This window comes from Micromonospora sp. I033 (assembly GCF_053890995.1).
On the sequence record NZ_JBSSLX010000137.1, the window covers coordinates 1 to 15,884 of the forward strand.

13 protein-coding genes and 1 pseudogene are annotated in these 15,884 nt (G+C 76.0%); 13 read left to right on the forward strand and 1 reads right to left on the reverse strand.

Annotated elements, in window-relative coordinates:
* Positions 1-167 precede the first annotated feature (167 nt).
* From ACW0Q9_RS20885 to ACW0Q9_RS20920, 8 genes and pseudogenes are all read left to right on the forward strand, one after another.
* Positions 168-1,292, forward strand: a complete 1,125-nt coding sequence (locus ACW0Q9_RS20885; RefSeq protein ID WP_456183806.1) for a cytochrome P450 — start codon at positions 168-170, stop codon at positions 1,290-1,292.
* Positions 1,289-2,074, forward strand: coding sequence for an isocitrate lyase/PEP mutase family protein (locus tag ACW0Q9_RS20890; RefSeq protein ID WP_456183808.1), 786 nt, complete (start codon positions 1,289-1,291; stop codon positions 2,072-2,074). The genes ACW0Q9_RS20885 and ACW0Q9_RS20890 overlap by 4 nt, the downstream gene beginning before the upstream one ends.
* Before the next feature lie 157 nt (positions 2,075-2,231).
* Positions 2,232-3,005, forward strand: a pseudogene (locus ACW0Q9_RS20895) (hypothetical protein); the annotation flags it as partial.
* Positions 3,006-3,009: 4 nt separating this feature from the next.
* Positions 3,010-4,614, forward strand: a complete 1,605-nt coding sequence (locus ACW0Q9_RS20900) for an asparagine synthetase B family protein (RefSeq protein ID WP_456183810.1) — start codon at positions 3,010-3,012, stop codon at positions 4,612-4,614.
* 49 nt (positions 4,615-4,663) lie between these two features.
* Positions 4,664-5,488: a MerR family transcriptional regulator gene (locus ACW0Q9_RS20905; RefSeq protein WP_456183811.1), complete on the forward strand. Its 825-nt coding sequence runs from the start codon at positions 4,664-4,666 to the stop codon at positions 5,486-5,488.
* Between the two features lie 97 nt (positions 5,489-5,585).
* Positions 5,586-6,059 (forward strand): DUF1203 domain-containing protein, encoded by a 474-nt coding sequence (locus ACW0Q9_RS20910; protein ID WP_456183813.1) that lies wholly within the window; start codon positions 5,586-5,588, stop codon positions 6,057-6,059.
* Between the two features lie 39 nt (positions 6,060-6,098).
* The gene (locus tag ACW0Q9_RS20915) at positions 6,099-7,034 is read left to right on the forward strand and encodes a PfkB family carbohydrate kinase (protein ID WP_456183815.1); all 936 of its coding nucleotides are present in this window, start codon (positions 6,099-6,101) and stop codon (positions 7,032-7,034) included.
* A gap of 44 nt (positions 7,035-7,078) precedes the next feature.
* The gene (locus ACW0Q9_RS20920) at positions 7,079-8,071 is read left to right on the forward strand and encodes a linear amide C-N hydrolase (RefSeq protein WP_456183817.1); all 993 of its coding nucleotides are present in this window, start codon (positions 7,079-7,081) and stop codon (positions 8,069-8,071) included.
* 57 nt (positions 8,072-8,128) lie between these two features.
* Here the strand turns inward: ACW0Q9_RS20920 and ACW0Q9_RS20925 are convergent, their stop codons facing one another.
* A complete protein-coding gene (locus ACW0Q9_RS20925; RefSeq protein WP_456183819.1) occupies positions 8,129-9,577 on the reverse strand; it encodes an LVIVD repeat-containing protein in 1,449 nt (482 codons plus the stop codon).
* 138 nt (positions 9,578-9,715) lie between these two features.
* On the opposite strand from ACW0Q9_RS20925, the gene ACW0Q9_RS20930 reads away from it, so the two are divergent.
* The 5 genes from ACW0Q9_RS20930 (at position 9,716) to ACW0Q9_RS20950 (ending at position 15,798) form a co-directional block, all read left to right on the forward strand.
* Entirely contained in the window at positions 9,716-10,405 is a 690-nt protein-coding gene (locus tag ACW0Q9_RS20930) for a DUF305 domain-containing protein (RefSeq protein ID WP_456183821.1), read from the forward strand.
* 105 nt (positions 10,406-10,510) lie between these two features.
* Positions 10,511-11,737: a sensor histidine kinase gene (locus tag ACW0Q9_RS20935; protein WP_456183823.1), complete on the forward strand. Its 1,227-nt coding sequence runs from the start codon at positions 10,511-10,513 to the stop codon at positions 11,735-11,737.
* Positions 11,734-12,399, forward strand: a complete 666-nt coding sequence (locus ACW0Q9_RS20940; RefSeq protein WP_456183825.1) for a response regulator — start codon at positions 11,734-11,736, stop codon at positions 12,397-12,399. The genes ACW0Q9_RS20935 and ACW0Q9_RS20940 overlap by 4 nt, the downstream gene beginning before the upstream one ends.
* A 121-nt stretch (positions 12,400-12,520) precedes the next feature.
* Complete coding sequence (locus tag ACW0Q9_RS20945; protein WP_456183827.1) at positions 12,521-13,312, forward strand: ABC transporter ATP-binding protein; 792 nt, start codon at positions 12,521-12,523, stop codon at positions 13,310-13,312.
* Between the two features lie 5 nt (positions 13,313-13,317).
* Positions 13,318-15,798, forward strand: coding sequence for an ABC transporter permease (locus tag ACW0Q9_RS20950; RefSeq protein WP_456183829.1), 2,481 nt, complete (start codon positions 13,318-13,320; stop codon positions 15,796-15,798).
* The last annotated feature ends 86 nt before the right edge of the window (positions 15,799-15,884 follow it).

Below are 15,884 nucleotides of genomic sequence, written 5' to 3' on the forward strand. Positions count from 1 at the left end.
CGCCTCCCGCGACACCGGCCCGGCCCGCGCCTGACCTCCCGTCCTTGATCGACTCCAGATCGGCGACGTGGGGGCCTTCCGACGGGCCCGACACCGCCACGTCGGCGAGCCGGCGACCGCGCGATGGTTCGGTCGGGGCCGAAGGGTTCCGGCAATACGGTCGGGTGATGAGTTGGCCGATGATCTCGCCTCCCCCTGACACGCCCCCGTGCGGGCCACCGGTGCCGGTCGACGGCGGTTGGGTGGTCACCCGGCACGCCGACGTGCTCGCCGTGCTGACCGATACCCGGTACGTGGTGCCGGTCGCGCCCGGCGGGCCGCCCGGCACCCTGGCCTGGCTGCGGGGCACGGTCAGCCGGTTCAGCGCCCCGGACCGGCATCCCGCCCGGCGCGCCCTCGGCGTGGCCGCGCTCCGCGATCTCGACCCGGACGAGCTGCGCGACGCGGCCGCCCGGCTGACCGGAGCGGCGCTGGACCGACTCGCCGCCGAACCGGCCGCCAGCGATCGCGGTGCCGGCGCGGGGAAGCGCGGTCGGGGCGTCGACCCGGTCGGGTCGGACGGCCCGGTGGCCGGGCCCGCAGCGGTTCCGGTGGAGGTGATGGGCCGGCTGGCGCGGCGCGTACCGGTGGAGGTGCTGGCGGCGCGGCTCGGCCTGGCGGACCCGGCGGCGGCCGTGCCGGCGGTGACCGCGGTGGCCGCCGCCTACCATCCGGGCGCGGACCCGGCGGCGGTGGCGCGTGCCGACCGGGCGGTGGCCGCGCTGCTGGCGATGTCGCCGCCGGTCCCGGCCGAGGCCGCCGCGAACCGGATCGGGCTGCTGGTGCAGGCCGCCGACGCCACCGCGGGGTTGATCGGCGCCGCCGTTCGGCACGGGCTGACCGCGCCGGCCGCGCTCGGCACCGCCGACCTGCTGGCCGAGGTGCTGCGCCTGGACCCGCCGGTGCGCGCCACCCGCCGGGTCGCCACCGGCGCGCTGCGCCTGGGCGGCCGGGAGATCGGTCCGGACGCACCGCTGCTGCTCCGGTTCGACGCGGCCAACCGGGACCCGGCCGTCCACCCGGACCCGGACCTGTTCCGACCCGGCCGGGGCGGCGATCCCGGCCACCCCGGTGGCGTGCTGACCTTCGGCGCGGGGCCCCGGGGTTGCCCGGGGGAGCGGCACGCCCTCGCCCTCGCCGCCGGCGCGGTCGAGGTGCTGCGCGATCGTTGCCGGCCCGCCGGAACGCCCCCGCGCTACGCCCCGCACCCCACCCTGCGTGTCCCGACCAGCCTCGAGGTGATGTTCCGATGACCGACCGCGCCGCGACCTTCCACGCCCTGCACCGCCCGGGCCGGCCGCTGCTGCTGCCCAACGCCTGGGACCACGCGTCCGCGGCGGCGCTCGCCGCCCGGGGTCACCCGGCCGTCGGCACCACCAGCCTCGGGGTGGCCGCGGCCGCCGGCAAGCCGGACGGGACCGGGGCGACCCGTGGCGACACCCTCGACCTGGCCCGCCGGCTGCGGGACGTGCCGGTGCTGCTCACCGTGGACATCGAGGACGGCTTCAGCGACGACCCCGCGGCGGTGGCCCGGTACGTCGCCGAGCTGGCCGCGCTCGGCGTGGTCGGGGTGAACCTGGAGGACGGGCGCCCGGACGGCACGCTCGCGCCGGTGGAGCTCGCCGCCGCCAAGATCGCCGCGGTGCGGGCGGCCGTGCCCGGGCTGTTCGTCAACGCCCGCACCGACGCCTGGTGGCTGGGCGTGCCCGACCCGCTGCCGGCGGCGCTGGACCGGGCGGGGGCCTACCGGGCGGCGGGCGCGGACGGGTTGTTCGTCCCGGGGGCGCCGGACGACACGGTCGGGTTGCTGGTGGCCGAGGTGGGGCTGCCGCTGAACGTGCTGCACCGGCCGGGCGGCCCCGACCTGGCCGCGCTGGGCCGGCTCGGAGTGGCCCGGGTCAGCACCGGCTCGCTGCTGTTCCGCGCCGCCCTCGGCGCGGCGCTGCACCTGGCCGATGCGGTGGCCGCGGGCCACGACGCCGGCCTGCCGACGGCACCGGGCTACGCCTGGGTGCAGGACCTCGCGGCGGGATGAGGCACCTAAGGAGGGAATAGGAGGATTGTTCGGGGGGCTGCCGATCCTGGTGATTACGGTGTGTTCAGGTTCGATCACGCCGTGTCCTGCCCGGAGAGGGGCCGACCATGCGAGTGCCCAGCCGAAGCCCCGGCCACCAGCCCGGTCCCGCCGTCGCGTCCGCCAGGTGCTGCTCGACCAGCGGCTCCGCGAGCCGGCCATCGCCGCCGTCCTCGACGCCACCCCGCAGGGGTTCGTGGGCGCCCGGGAGACGCTGCTGCTGGAGATGGCCCGCTACCAGCCCAACGCCCGCAGCTCGGCGCACGACCTCACCGCGCTGGTCCGGATCTACCTGCTCTCCCGGATCGACGTCATGTGGTGGCGGGAGAGCGGGACCTTCCTCACCGACGGCCAGGTCGACACCAGCACCGACCTGGTCGACCTGGAGTGGCTGCGCCGGCGCGGGCTGCTCGCCTTCCGCTACCACGAGCAGCCCGCCACCGTTCTCGGTCGTGGGCTGCGGGCGGTCCACCGGCGGCTGCGCCCGGACGCCACCCCGCGCACCGCCGGGTTGCGCTTCCGCCGGGCCCGGCGGGAGGTGGTCGCGCTGCTCAACGACGTGGGCCGGGAGTTCGCCGCGGCCACCCGGCCGGGCACCCCGCCGCTCTGGGTGACCAGCCTGGCCCGCAGCGCCGAGCACCAGTACCGGCTGCGCCGCCTCGGCTACGCCGCCATGGTGCCCAGCGGGCACTGCCTCGGCTGGGCGGCGGACGTGGAGCTGGCCTGGTACGGGCGGTTCGGTGCCCGGGACGTCCTCGCCGACCTGCTGCTGGCCCGCCAGGACGCCGGCGAGATCAACGTGGTCGACGAGGGCCAGGCCTGGCACCTCTGCCTCGCGCCCGCCGCGCGCCACCGGTTCCGGCGGGCCTACGAGGCCGAGATGGGGGTCTGAGCCGGTGTGCGGCATCGCGGTGAGCCTCGGCCCCGAGGCGGACCCGGCCACCTTCCGGCGGATGCTGGCCGTCCTCGCCCCGCGCGGCGAGGTGACCGAGACCCGGCAGGAGAACGGCCTGCTCACCGGCGTACGGCGGTTGCGGGTGGTGGACCGCGAGCGGGCGGTGCAGCCGTGGGTCTCGCCCGACGGGCGGCACGTGCTCTGCTACAACGGCGAGGTCTTCAACCACCACGAGCTGCGCGCGGAGCTGACGCGGCTCGGGTACGAGTTCCGCACCGCCGGTGACACCGAGGTGGTGCTCGCCGCCTTCCGGCAGTGGGGCGAGCAGGCGGTGCGCCGGCTGCGCGGCGAGTACGCCTTCGTGGTGGTGGAGCGGGCCACCGGCCGGGCGTACCTGGCCCGGGACCCGCTCGGGGTGAAGCCGCTCTACTGGTCCCGCGGCCCGGGTTGCCTGCACCTCGCCTCTGAGGTGAAGGCGCTGGTCGGGCACGGCGCGCCGGTCAGCGAGGTGCCGCCGGGGCACCACGGCTGGGCCGAGCCCGACGGGCCGGTCCGGCTGCGCCCGTACGTCGACCTGCTCACCCTCGGCGCCGGGCTGCCGGTGATCGACGACCCGGACGAGGCCGCCCTGCTCGTCCGGGTCGCGCTCACCGACAGCATCCGGGCCCGGCTGGACACCGACCTCACCGTCGGGGTCGTGCTCTCCGGCGGCCTGGACAGCTCGCTGGCCCTGCTGCACGCCCGGCACCTGCACCCGGACTGCGTGGCGGTCACGGTCGGCGTGCCGGACAGCCCGGACGTGGCGTACGCCCGGCGGCTCGCGGCCGACCTGGGCGTGCCGCACGAGGTGGTCGAGCTGCGCCCGCGGGACATCCGGCTGGCCGACGTGCGCGAGGCGATCCGGATCTCCGAGCTGACCGAGTACGGCGACATCATCAACGCGGTGGTCTCGGTGCCGATCTTCCGGCGGCTGCGCGAGCTGGGCGTCAAGGTGGTGCTCACCGGCGACGGCTCGGACGAGCTGTTCGGCGGCTACCCGATGTACCACAAGGTCGGCCCGGAGCGGTCCCGCCGGCTCGTCCTCCACAAGATCCGCAACCTGTGCCGGACGGAGCTGCAGCGGGTGGACCGGACCAGCATGGGCCACGGCGTGGAGGCCCGGGTGCCCTTCCTCGACCTCAGCGTGGTCGAGTTGGCGATGCGGCTGCCGCCGGACCTGAAGCTGCGCGACGGGCAGGAGAAGTGGATCGTCCGGCGGGCCTTCGCCGACCTGCTGCCCGACTACGTCCGGCGGCGGCCGAAGAACCCGATGTCCTACTCCTCGGGGCTGCACGAGCGGGCCCGGCTCTACAAGCCGCTCTTCGCCCGGCTGCACCGCTCCTTCGGCTACCAGTTGCTCGAACCCGTCCGGCGCGACTTCGACAGCGTGCTCACCCGGTGCGGAAACGACCTGGACCGGGCCATCGCCGACGGGCTGGCCCGCCCGGACTACACCGTCCTGGAGCACGCCCGGGACCTGGTCGGCGCGGCGAAGTGGAACGCCGTGCCGGTGGTCCGGCGGCTGGTCGGCCCGCGCGCCGTGCGTCGCGTCGCGTCCCGCCCGTGACCCCGCCGCTTGACTCTGACACCGTGTCAGGGGCGAGCGTGAGGGGGCCATGTTCACCATCGGAGAATTCGCCGCACTCGGTCGGGTGTCGGTCCGGATGCTGCGCCACTACGACGGCATCGGGCTGCTCCGCCCGGCCGCCGTCGATCCGCACACCGGCTACCGGTACTACCGGGCGGAGCAGCTCGGCCGGCTGAACCGGGTGGTCGCCCTGAAGGACCTGGGCCTCACCCTGGACCAGGTCCGGGCGATCCTCGACGACCGGCTGGACGTCGCCGAGCTGCGCGGCATGCTGCGGCTGCGCCGTGCCCAGCTCGCGGCGCAGCTCGCCGCCGACACCGCCCGGCTGGCCGCGGTCGAGGCGAGACTCCGGATGCTCGATGCGGAGGGACGCATGACCACCGAGGACGTCGTACTCAAGGAGATCCCGGCGGTGCGGATCGCGGAGCTGACCGCGGTCGCCGCCGGCTACCAGCCACCGGACATCGGCCCGGTGATCCAGCCGCTCTACCCGGAGCTGTTCCGCCGCCTGGAGGTCGCGGGGGTCCGGCCCGGCGGACCGCCCATCGCCTGGTACGAGCCGGAGCGCGAGGGGGAGGCGGTGGTCGTGCACGCCGGGGTCACCGTGGGCGTCGAACCGGCGGCCGCCGCGGACGTGGCCGTGGTGGACCTGCCGGCCGTGCCGACCGCCGCCACGCTGGTGCACCACGGCCCCATGGACGAGGTGGAGACCAGCATGGGGGTGCTGGCCCGGTGGATCGAGGAGAACGGCTGGCGGGCCGAGGGCTACGCCCGGGAGGTCTACCTGGACTACTGCCCGGACGCGACCGGGAAGGGCGTCACCGAGCTGCAGATCCCGGTCTCCCGGCGCTGAGCGGTTCGGCCGGGCCGCCCGCGCGGGCGGCCCGGCCGGGCACGCGAGGTCCGATGGCCGCCAGCCACGAGCCGCGCCGCGAGCCAGGCTGGACGGCATGACGACGACGCGCACGAGGTACGTGATCCGGCCCCTGCCCGCCGAGGTGCTGGCCGAGGTGCGGCGCACCGGCCGCGACGCCTCCGGCCAGCCGCCCGAGCGGAGCTGCGCCGAGGGGGGTGAGCCGCTGCGCTGCTGCCTCCGCGACGCCACCCCGGGCGAGCCGCTGCTGCTCTTCGGGTACGCCCCGGCACTGCCGCCCGGCCCGTACCGGGAGGTGGGGCCGATCTTCGCGCACGCGGTCGACTGCCCCGGCCCGGCGCACGTGACCGGGTACCCGGCCGACTGGCGGGGGCGCCCCCAGGTGCTGCGGGCGTACGACCGGCGGGGCCGGATCGTCGGCGGCCGGTGGCACGACGGCGACGACCCGGAGGCGGTCGTGGCCGAGCTGCTGGCCGACCCGGCGGTGGACCGCCTGCACAGCCGCAACGTGGTGTACGGCTGCTGGATGTTCGAGGTGGCCCGCGACTGAGCCGGGCGTGACCGGCGGCGGCCGGGGTATCAGCCCGACATGACCGGACTGGACGCGATCGTGGTGGGGCAGGTGGCCCGCGACCTCGTGCTGCTGGTGGACGAGGTGCCCGGCCCGTCCGGGACGGCCCCGGTGCGCTGCCGGCGGGAGCTGCTCGGCGGCAAGGGGGCGAACCAGGCCGTCGGGCTGGCCCAGCTCGGCGTCCGGGTCGGGCTGCTCGGCGTGGTCGGCGAGGACGAGGTCGGCGACCGGCTGCTGGGCCGGGCCCGCAGCGACGGCATCGACGTCGCCCCGGTGCTGCGCCGGCCGGACACGCCGAGCGCGCTGATCGTGGACGTGGTGGACGGCCGGGCCCGCTGGCGGTACCTGGAGGACATCCCGGAGGCGACCCTGCTCACCGAGGGGGACGTGACCGCCGCGGCCGAGGTGCTGCGGGCCGCCCGGGCGGTGGTCGTCCAGCTCCAGCAGCCGCTGCCGGCGGCGCTCGCGGCGGCCCGGCACGCCCGCGACGCCGACCGGCTCGTGGTGCTCGACGGGGCGCCCGAGGACCCGGACGGCGCGGCGGAGTTGCTGTCCCGGGCCGACGTGCTGCGGGCCGACGCACGGGAGGCCGGGCTGTTGCTGGGCGGCGATCCCCCGAAGGACGCCGACGCGGGGCTGCGCGCCGGCCGGGACCTGGCCGCCCGGGGGCCGGCGCTGGTCGCGATCGAGGTGGCGGGGGAGGGCAACGCCTTCGTCTGGCCCGGCGGGGAACTCTTCGTGCCGCTGAGCGAGACGCCCACGGTGGACAGCACCGGTGCCGGGGACGCCTTCGTCGCCGCCGTCACGGCCGGCCTGCTCCGCGACGAGCCGTACCCCCGGCTGGCCCGGTACGCGGTCGCGGCGGCCGGCGCGACCGTGGGCCGTCCCGGCGGGCGGCCCGCCCTCACCCCCGAGGCGATCGAGGCGCAGCTCGCCCGAATCCCCGACCGCTGAGTCCCCGATGGACATCCGTCGCCGCCTCTTCTAGCGTCGCGGGCATGCGGAGGACCCTGCTCGCCACCGGGCTCGCCCTGCTCCTCGTGACCGGCGCGTGCGGGCAGAGCCGCCGGCCCGCCGAGCCGGCCGCTGCCGGCACGCCGACCGCCTCCCGCCAGGACGCCGGCCAGGTCGAGCGGACCCTGTCCAGCCTGCGCCGGGTCGACGACCTGCCGTTGTACGAGATGACCTACGTGGGTGACTACGACCCGACCGTCGGCGTCGCGGGCACCCCGCAGGCCACCCCGTTCGGCTGCTCGCTCTTCGCCGCCCGCGGCGACCGGAGCGGGCCGATGTTCGCCCGCAACTTCGACTGGGACGCCAACCCGGCGCTGGTGCTGCGCACCGACCCGCCGGACGGGTACGCCTCGATCTCCCTGGTGGACATCTCCTACCTGGGGGTCACCGCCGACCCGACCGGGGACCGCCGGCTGCTGAACGCGCCGCTGCTGCCCTTCGACGGGATGAACGAGCGGGGCCTGGCCGTCGGGCTGGCCGCCGACGACGGCGCGACGGCGGAGCCGGTGCCCGGCCGGCCCACCGTCGGCTCGGTGCGCGTCCTGCGCCTGGTGCTCGACTCCGCCGCCACGGTGGACGAGGCGATCGCCGTGTTCGGGCGCTACAACCTGGACTTCGACGGCGGCCCGCCGCTGCACTACCTGATCGCCGACGCCACCGGCGCGTCCGCCGTGATCGAGTTCGTGGACGGCGCGATGCGGGCCGAGAAGGGGCGCGGCGCCTGGCAGGCGCTGACCAACGTGCCGGCCGTCGGGGTGGCCGACCGGGACCTGCGCAACGACCACCGGTACGGGGTGCTTGCCGAAGGGCTGGACCGGGCCGGCGGGGCGGTGGACGCCCCGGCCGCGCTGCGCCTGCTCGACGCCGTGCGGCAGGCGCACACCCGCTGGTCGGTGACGTACGGGCTGCGCACCGGCGAGGTGCGGCTGGTCACCGCGGGCGGCGGCGAACGCGGCTACCGGCTGCCGATGAGCTGAGCCGGGCCCGACCCCCGCCAAGGGGCCGGACCCGGCCGGCGGGTCACGAGGTCAGGGTCACCAGCTCAGGTAGCCCGTCTGGGTCTGCACGTTCAGCTCGGGCACCTGGATCAGGCGTGCCACCCAGGTGCGCGGGTCGCGCAGCTCCAGCACGTCCAGGCCCTTCTGGATGTCGCTGGAGTAGATGTGGCCGTTGTACCAGTAGGCCGACCAGGAACCGCCGGTGCGCAGCACCTCCGGGTCCAGCGGGCCCCGCTCCCAGAAGGCGATCTCCTCGGGGTGGCGGGAGTCGGTGAAGTCCCAGACCGAGATGCCGCCCTGGTACCAGGCCTGGACCATGATGTCCCGGCCGGGCACCGGCACCAGCGAGCCGTTGTGCGCCACGCAGTTCTCGGTGTCGGCGTTGGCCCGGGGGATCTTGTAGTAGCTGCGGAACTCCAGCCGGCGGTCGTCGCCGCGGCCGGCGATGTCGTAGATGGCGTCCGCGCCGCGGTTCGGCCCGGTGGCCTCGTTGCAGGTCGCCGCGCCGCCCCCGCCCAGCTCGTCGGTGAACACCACCTTGGTGCCGGAGTTGTTGAAGGTCGCCGAATGCCAGAAGGCGAAGTTCTCGGTGTCCCGGACCTGCTCGATGACCCGCGGCGCCTCCCGGTCGGCGATGTCCAGCAGGATGCCGTCGCCCATGCAGGCGCCGGCGGCCAGGTCCTTCGCCGGGTACGCGGTGATGTCGTGGCAGCCGCTGGTGGCCGACTTCTCCCGCGGGATGCCCGGGTAGCCGCCGTCCGGGAAGAGGTTCGGGGTGGCGACCACGGCGGCGTCGGTCGGCGACCGCAGCGGCACCTTGACGATGGAGATCGAGTCGTGCGGCGGCGGGCAGCCCACGTAGGTGTCCGACGGCCCGTACGAGGAGACGTAGAGGTAGACCGTCCGGCGGTCCTTGGCGGGCACCAGCGTGTGGGTGTGCGAACCGCAGGCGGTCTGCACCGACTTCACGTAACGCGGGCTGCGCTTGTCGCTGATGTCGAAGATCTTGATGCCCTCCCACCGGGTCTGGGTCCGGTCCACCGGGAGGCTGGCACAGGAGTCGTCGCCGCGCGGCGCGTCGGTGGAGAGGAAGAGCAGGTTGCCGTGGACGGACACGTCGTTCTGCGAGCCGGGGCAGAGCACCTGCGACACGATGGTCGGCGCGCTCGGCCGGGAGACGTCGTAGATGACGAAGCCGTCGTAGTTGCCGACGAAGGCGTACCGGCCCTGGAACGCGATGTCGGTGCCGAACGCCGCGGAGGTGTTGAACGGCGCCTGCTTCGGCAGGTTGGCGATCTGGCGCAGGTTGGGGCTGCTGGAGATCTCGTCGACCGCGGGGACGGCGCTGTCCACGGTGGCCGGTGCGGTCCGCGCCCGAGGGATCTCCTGGGCGCTGCTGGGTGGGGCGGTGACGACGCCGGCGAGGAGCAGGCCGGCGGCGGCGAGGCTGACGACCCGGGTTCGGGACGTGCGGATGGCGATCATCGGCGGCACCCTCCGAAAGGGGATGATGATTTTCCACACCTTACCGGCCGATGACACACATCAATGTGACGCCGGTCACATCTAGGCAGGATTGTCTATGGATAGGATCGCTCTCACCTCGACCGGAGGGAGTGTCGTATGACCGGCCGGCAGGGACGCGTCTGGCTCGCCGTCACAGCGCTGGTGCTGCTCCTGGTCGTGGCCGGGCTGGTGCTGACCGGGCGGGGGGACACCCCGCCGGCGGCGGCTCCGGCCACCCCGTCCGCCACCGGCGCCGCGCCGCCGGTCGCCGCCCCGCCGGTCGTCGTGCCCGGCCGCCCGGGGGAGGCCGCGGCCACCCGCGCCGCCCAGGAGGTCCGGGACGCCGCACCACCGCGCTACAACGGCCTCGACGTCTGGTACGTCCGGATGATGATCCCGCACCACCAGCAGGCCGTGGAGATGGCCAGCCTCGCCCCCGACCGGGCCGCCGATCCCCGGGTGCGCGCCGTCGCCGACCGGATCCGGGCCGCCCAGGGGCCCGAGATCGGGGTGCTGCGCGGCTGGCTCGAAGCGCGCGACCTGCCCGCCGAGGTCCCCGGCCACGACCACGGCACGATGCGGGGGATGCAGTCCGCCGACGCGGTGCGGCAACTCGCCGCGGCCCGGGGCGCCGAGTTCGACCGGCTCTTCGTGCGGATGATGACCGCGCACCACGAGGGTGCCGTGGTCATGTCCACCGACCTGCTCAAGGTCGGCACGGACCAGACACTCCAGGAGTTCGCCAACGCGGTCGCCACCGAGCAGTCCGCCGAGATCGCCCGCCTCCGCGAGCTGGTCGGCGCCTGACCTTCCGATCGTGGACAGCTTCCGTTCGCCGCGAACGCCACCTGTCCAAGATCCGTGGTGGCTCACCCGCCGCGGCATCGACGTGCGCGGTGGCCCGTACGCTGGGTGACCGTGGACCGCATCGTCTTCGGGCGCCCGCTGCGCAGCGTCGCGTTCGACGTCGCCGTCTCCGGGCTGGTGGCCCTCTTCGCCGTACTGGGGGTCTTCGCCCAGCCGGGCGGCGCCGCGGCCACCGCCGTCGGGATCGTGATGGCGCTGGTCGTGCTGTTCCGGCGGACCCACCCGTCGGCGGTGGCGGCCGGGGTGGCCGTGCTCGCCCTGCTGCAGGTGGTCGCCGGCTGGGGTCCGCTGGCCTACGACATCGGCGTGCTGATCGCCCTCTACAGCGTGGTCAAGTACGCCGACCGCCTGCGCGACGGGATCCTGGCCGGGATCGTCGCCGCGATCGGCGTGCTGCTCGCCGCCGTCCAGACGCCCGGCCCGGCGCCCTGGTGGGCCGGGGCGATCTACTACGGCCTGGTCACCGGCGCGGTCTGGCTGGTCGGGCTCAACGTGCGGACCCGCCGGCTCTACGTGCTGACCCTGGAGGAGCGGGCGGCCACCCTGGAACGGGAGCGCGAGGCCGAGTCGCGGGCGGCGGTCGCCGAGGAGCGCACCCGGATCGCCCGCGAGCTGCACGACGTGGTCGCGCACAGCATGGCCGTGATGATCGTGCAGGCGGACGGGGTCCGGTTCACCATCGACCGGGACCCGGCCACCGCCCGGGAGGCGGCGAAGGTGGTGGCGGACACCGGCCGGCAGGCGCTGGAGGAGATGCGGCGGCTCGTCGGCGTACTCCGGGAACCGAGCCGGCCGGAGCCGGCGGCCGAGCCCAGGGCCGCTCTCGACGCCGAGCCGGCGCACCGGCGGCCGGCCCTGGTCGAGCTGCCCGACCTGCTGGACCGCTTCCGCGCCGCCGGCCTGCGGATCACCGACACCGCCACCGGCAAGCCGGTCGCCCTGCCGCCCGGCCTGGAACTGACCGTCTACCGGGTGGTGCAGGAGAGCCTGACCAACGCGCTCAAGCACGCCGGGGTGGGCGCGGCGGTCGAGCTGCGCCTCGACTGGTCCGCGGACGCCGTCGTGGTCCGGGCGGTCGACGACGGGCGTGGCCGTCCGGTGGTCCGGCCGGCGCCGTCCGGCGGGCACGGCCTGGTCGGCATGCGCGAACGGGTCGGGGTGTACGACGGCAGCCTCACCGCCGGCCCCACGCTTGGCGGGGGTTGGCGGGTCGAGGCGCGGCTGCCGCTACCGTCGACGCCGGGCACCGAGGAAGGAAAGGCGGCGGCATGACCGTCCGGGTGGTGATCGTGGACGACCAGGCGCTGGTGCGCGCCGGGTTCCGCATGGTGCTCGACTCCCAACCCGACCTCGCGGTGGTCGGCGAGGCGATCGACGGCGCGGACGCGCTGCGGGTGCTGGACCGGGTCGAGGCCGACGTGGTGGTGATGGACCTGCGGATGCCCACCATGGACGGCGTGGAGGCGACGAAGCGCATCTGTGCCCGGCCGGCCGGGAGCCGCCCCCGGGTGCTGGTGCTCACCACCTTCGACACCGAGGCCGACGCGTTCGCCGCGCTGCGCGCCGGGGCCAGCGGCTTCCTGCTCAAGAACGTCCCGCCGGAGGAACTGCTCGCCGCGATCCGCGTGGTCGCCGAGGGCGACTCGGTGGTGGCCCCGTCGGTCACCCGGCGGCTGCTGGACCGGTTCGCCGGCCAGCTCGGCCCGGGACCGGCCGAGGACCCGCGGCTGGCCCAGCTCACCGAGCGGGAGCGGGAGGTGCTGCTGCTCGTCGCGCAGGGGCTGTCCAACGCCGAGATCGCCGCCCGGGTGCACGTCGCCGAGGCGACGGTGAAGACACACGTCGGCCGGATCCTCGCCAAGCTCCAGCTCAGGGACCGGGTCCAGGCCGTGGTGCTGGCGTACGAGAGCGGGCTGGTCACCCCCGGCGGCTGACCCGGCGTACGACCTGGGTCGTACGGGTCCACCCGGTCGGGGACGACCACCGGCGTACCGAGGTCGAGCGCGCAGGTGGAGATCATCGGCGGGGTGCCGCGCATAGCGTCGGAAGGGTCAGATGACCCTGTCCGACAGGAGCACCACGTTGTCCGCAACCCCGATCACCGGCGTCGCCGTCACCGCCCGTGAGCTGCGCAAGGAGTACGGCTCAGGGCTGTCCCGGGTCGTCGCCCTCGACGGCGTCGACCTCGACCTGACCGCCGCCCGGTTCACCGCCGTGATGGGGCCGTCCGGCTCCGGCAAGTCCACCCTGCTGCACTGCCTCGCCGGCCTGGACCGGCCGTCGGCCGGCACGGTGCGCATCGGCGACGCCGACCTGGCGCGGCTCGACGACCGCCGGCTGACCCGGCTGCGCCGGGACCGGATCGGCTTCGTCTTCCAGAAGTTCAACCTGCTGCCCACCCTCACCGCCGAGGAGAACATCGTGCTGCCGCTGGCCATCGCCGGCCGGCGGCCCGACCCGGAGTGGCTGCGGCGGGTGGTGGCCGCCGTCGGCCTCACCGACCGCCTCCGGCACCGGCCCGCCGAACTCTCCGGCGGTCAGCAGCAGCGGGTCGCCGTGGCCCGGGCCCTGGTCACCCGACCGTGGGTGATCTTCGCGGACGAACCCACCGGCAACCTGGACTCCCGCTCCGGCGCGGAGGTGCTGCGGCTGCTCCGCGAGGCGGTGGACACGCTCGGCCAGACCGTCGTCATGGTGACCCACGACCCGAAGGCGGCCGCCCACGCCGACCGTGTGGTCTTCCTCGCCGACGGACGGCTGGTCGAGGAACTGCACACCCCGACCGCCGGACAGGTCCTCGACGCGCTCACCCGGCTCGAGGCCGGTGCGCCGCTGGTGGGGCGGTGACCGGCATGCTGCGGCTGACCCTGCGCCAGGTCCGCGCCGACGGGCTGCGCCTGCTGCTCTCCTCGCTGGCGATCGTCCTCGGCGTCGCCTTCGTCGCCGGCACCCTGATGCTCACCGACGGCATGCGCGCCGGGGCGTACGAGCGGGCCGGCGCCTTCGACCGGCACACCGACCTGGCCGCGTACGCCGGCACCGCGCCGCTGCCGCCGACCCTGGTCGACCGGGTGCGCGCGGTCGACGGGGTGGCCGCCGCCGAGGGGGAGCTCACCGGCACCGCCGGAGTGGTGGGCGCCGACGGGCGGCCGGTGCTCGGCTACGCCGTGCTCGCCGCGATCCCCACCGACCCGGCCCTCCAGTCGTACGACGTGGTCGCCGGTCGGCTGCCGCAGCGCGCCGGTGAGCTGGTGCTCGACGAGGAGACGGTCGCCGACCAGCGCTTCGCCCTGGGCGCCCCGGTGCGGGTCGGCGGGAACGGCGGCCCGGCCCGGCCGTACACCCTGGTCGGCGCCGTCGACGTGGCCGGCAGCTCGCGGGACGTCGGTGGCCCGTTCATCGGCCTGGCCGGCGCGGACGCGCTGGCCGTGAGCGGCGAGCGCGGCTACGGCCGGATCATGGTGGCAGCGCGGCCCGGGGTGGACCGGGCGGCGCTCGCCGACCGGGTCCGCGCGGCGGTCGGGCCCGGGGTCGCGGTCCGCGACCGCGCGGCGATCCTGGACGGGGCCGTCGCGGACGCGGTCCGCGACCGGCGGCAGTTCGAGCTGTTCCTGGGCACCTTCGCCGCGGTGGCGGTGCTTGTCGCCGGCTTCGTGATCGCCAACACCTTCGCCATCGTGCTGGCCCAGCGGTCCCGGCGAACCGCGCTGCTGCGGCTGGTGGGGGTCACCCGGGGGCAGGTCTACCGGGCCACCCTCGGCGAGGCGGCGCTGACCGGGCTGCTCGCCTCGGCGGTCGGGGTGCTGGCCGGGGTGGGGCTCGCCGCGGGCCTCGGCGCGCTGCTGTCCACCGTCGACGCGCCGGTCGGCGGGCCGGTCACCGTGACCGCCCGTACCGTGCTGTCCTCCCTCGGCCTCGGCACGCTGCTGACCGTGGTGGCCGCCGCGGTGCCGGCGTGGCAGGGCACCCGGGTCGCGCCGGTGGCCGCGCTGACCGACGCCGCCGTGCAGCCCGCCCGGCGGGCCGGCCGGATCCGGCTCGCGGCCGGCGCGCTGGTCCTCGCCGCCGGGGTGGCCGCCCTGGTCGGGGCCGGGAGCACCGGCCAGGTGCCGCTGGTTGCCGCGGGCGGCGTGCTGGCCTTCCTGGGCATCGTGCTGTTCGGCCCGGTGCTGGTGCCGGCGCTGGTGCGGGTGCTCGGCCTGCCGGCCCGCCGGCTGATCGGCGTCCCGGCCGGGCTCGCCGTGGCGAACGCCGTACGCAACCCGCGCCGGGTGGCGGCCACCGCCACCGCCATGGTCATCGGGATCGGCCTGGTCTCCGCGTTCGTGGTCGGCGCGGGCAGCGCGAAGGCCGGCATCGAGCGCGCCGTCGACGCCCGGATCGGGGTGGACTTCGTGGTCACGGGGATCGGCGGGGACCTGCCGGCGCCGCTGGCCGCCGAGCTGGCCGCCCGGCCCGAGCTGGGCGTGGTGCACGAGCAGCGCAGCCGGGTGGTCGACGGGGTCGAGGTGCGCGCCGCCCACCCGGCGCTGATCCGGCGGGCGCTGTCCGCCGTGGACGCCGGTGATCCGGCCGGCCTGGGCCCGGGCGCGGTGCTGGTGCACCGCGAGCTGGCCGCCGCCCGCGGCTGGTCGGTCGGCAGCACGGTCCCGCTCGCCGGTGGGTCGTTCCGGGTGGCCGCCGTGGTCGCCGACGACGAGCCGGCACCGGCCGGCAGCCGGGTGCCCGCCGGTCACGTGGTGGACGTCGTCGACGCCGACTTCACCCGCCTCTTCCCGGCCGAGCGCGGCCACCTGGCCGAGGTGGACCCCGCCGACGGGGTCTCCGCCGACGCCGCCCGGGCCGCCGTCGAGTCGGTGCTCGGCAACTATCCGACGGTCAACCTGCTGGACCAGGCCGCCTACAAGAAGATGCTCACCGGCACCGTGGACCTGGTGCTCGGCTTCGTCACCGCGCTGCTCGGCCTGGCCGTGGTGATCGCGCTGGTCGGCGTGGCGAACACGCTCACCCTGTCGGTCGTGGAGCGGACCCGGGAGAACGCGGTGCTGCGCGCGGTCGGCCTGAGCCGCGGCGGGATGCGGGCGCTGCTCGCCGTCGAGGCGGTGCTCACCGCGCTGGTCGGCACGCTGCTCGGCATCGCGCTGGGCACCGGGGTGGCGGCGGGCGGGATGGCCGTGCTGGCCCGGATCGGCGGGGACTTCACCCTGGTCCTGCCCTGGGGGCGGCTCGGCCTGATCGTCGCGGTGGCGGTGGTCGCCGCGCTGGCCGCCTCGGTGCTGCCGGCCCGCCGGGCGCTGTCCCGGCCGGTGGTGGCGGCTCTCGGCGCGGAGTGACCGCCGGTCGCCCGGGACGCGTCGAGCCGGCCCGGCGAGAGGAGCGGGGCCGCACGGGACCCCGGTCTTACTCCTCTGCCCGACCC

Bases quoted from the DNA above. Each gene is read 5' to 3' on its own strand.
- ACW0Q9_RS20885 (WP_456183806.1), top strand. From the start codon at position 168: ATGAGTTGGCCGATGATCTCGCCTCCCCCTGACACGCCCCCGTGCGGG.
- ACW0Q9_RS20890 (WP_456183808.1), top strand. From the start codon at position 1,289: ATGACCGACCGCGCCGCGACCTTCCACGCCCTGCACCGCCCGGGCCGG.
- ACW0Q9_RS20905 (WP_456183811.1), top strand. From the start codon at position 4,664: ATGTTCACCATCGGAGAATTCGCCGCACTCGGTCGGGTGTCGGTCCGG.
- ACW0Q9_RS20910 (WP_456183813.1), top strand. From the start codon at position 5,586: ATGACGACGACGCGCACGAGGTACGTGATCCGGCCCCTGCCCGCCGAG.
- ACW0Q9_RS20915 (WP_456183815.1), top strand. From the start codon at position 6,099: ATGACCGGACTGGACGCGATCGTGGTGGGGCAGGTGGCCCGCGACCTC.
- ACW0Q9_RS20920 (WP_456183817.1), top strand. From the start codon at position 7,079: ATGCGGAGGACCCTGCTCGCCACCGGGCTCGCCCTGCTCCTCGTGACC.
- ACW0Q9_RS20925 (WP_456183819.1), bottom strand. From the start codon at position 9,577: ATGATCGCCATCCGCACGTCCCGAACCCGGGTCGTCAGCCTCGCCGCC.
- ACW0Q9_RS20930 (WP_456183821.1), top strand. From the start codon at position 9,716: ATGACCGGCCGGCAGGGACGCGTCTGGCTCGCCGTCACAGCGCTGGTG.
- ACW0Q9_RS20940 (WP_456183825.1), top strand. From the start codon at position 11,734: ATGACCGTCCGGGTGGTGATCGTGGACGACCAGGCGCTGGTGCGCGCC.
- ACW0Q9_RS20945 (WP_456183827.1), top strand. From the start codon at position 12,521: ATGACCCTGTCCGACAGGAGCACCACGTTGTCCGCAACCCCGATCACC.
- ACW0Q9_RS20950 (WP_456183829.1), top strand. From the start codon at position 13,318: ATGCTGCGGCTGACCCTGCGCCAGGTCCGCGCCGACGGGCTGCGCCTG.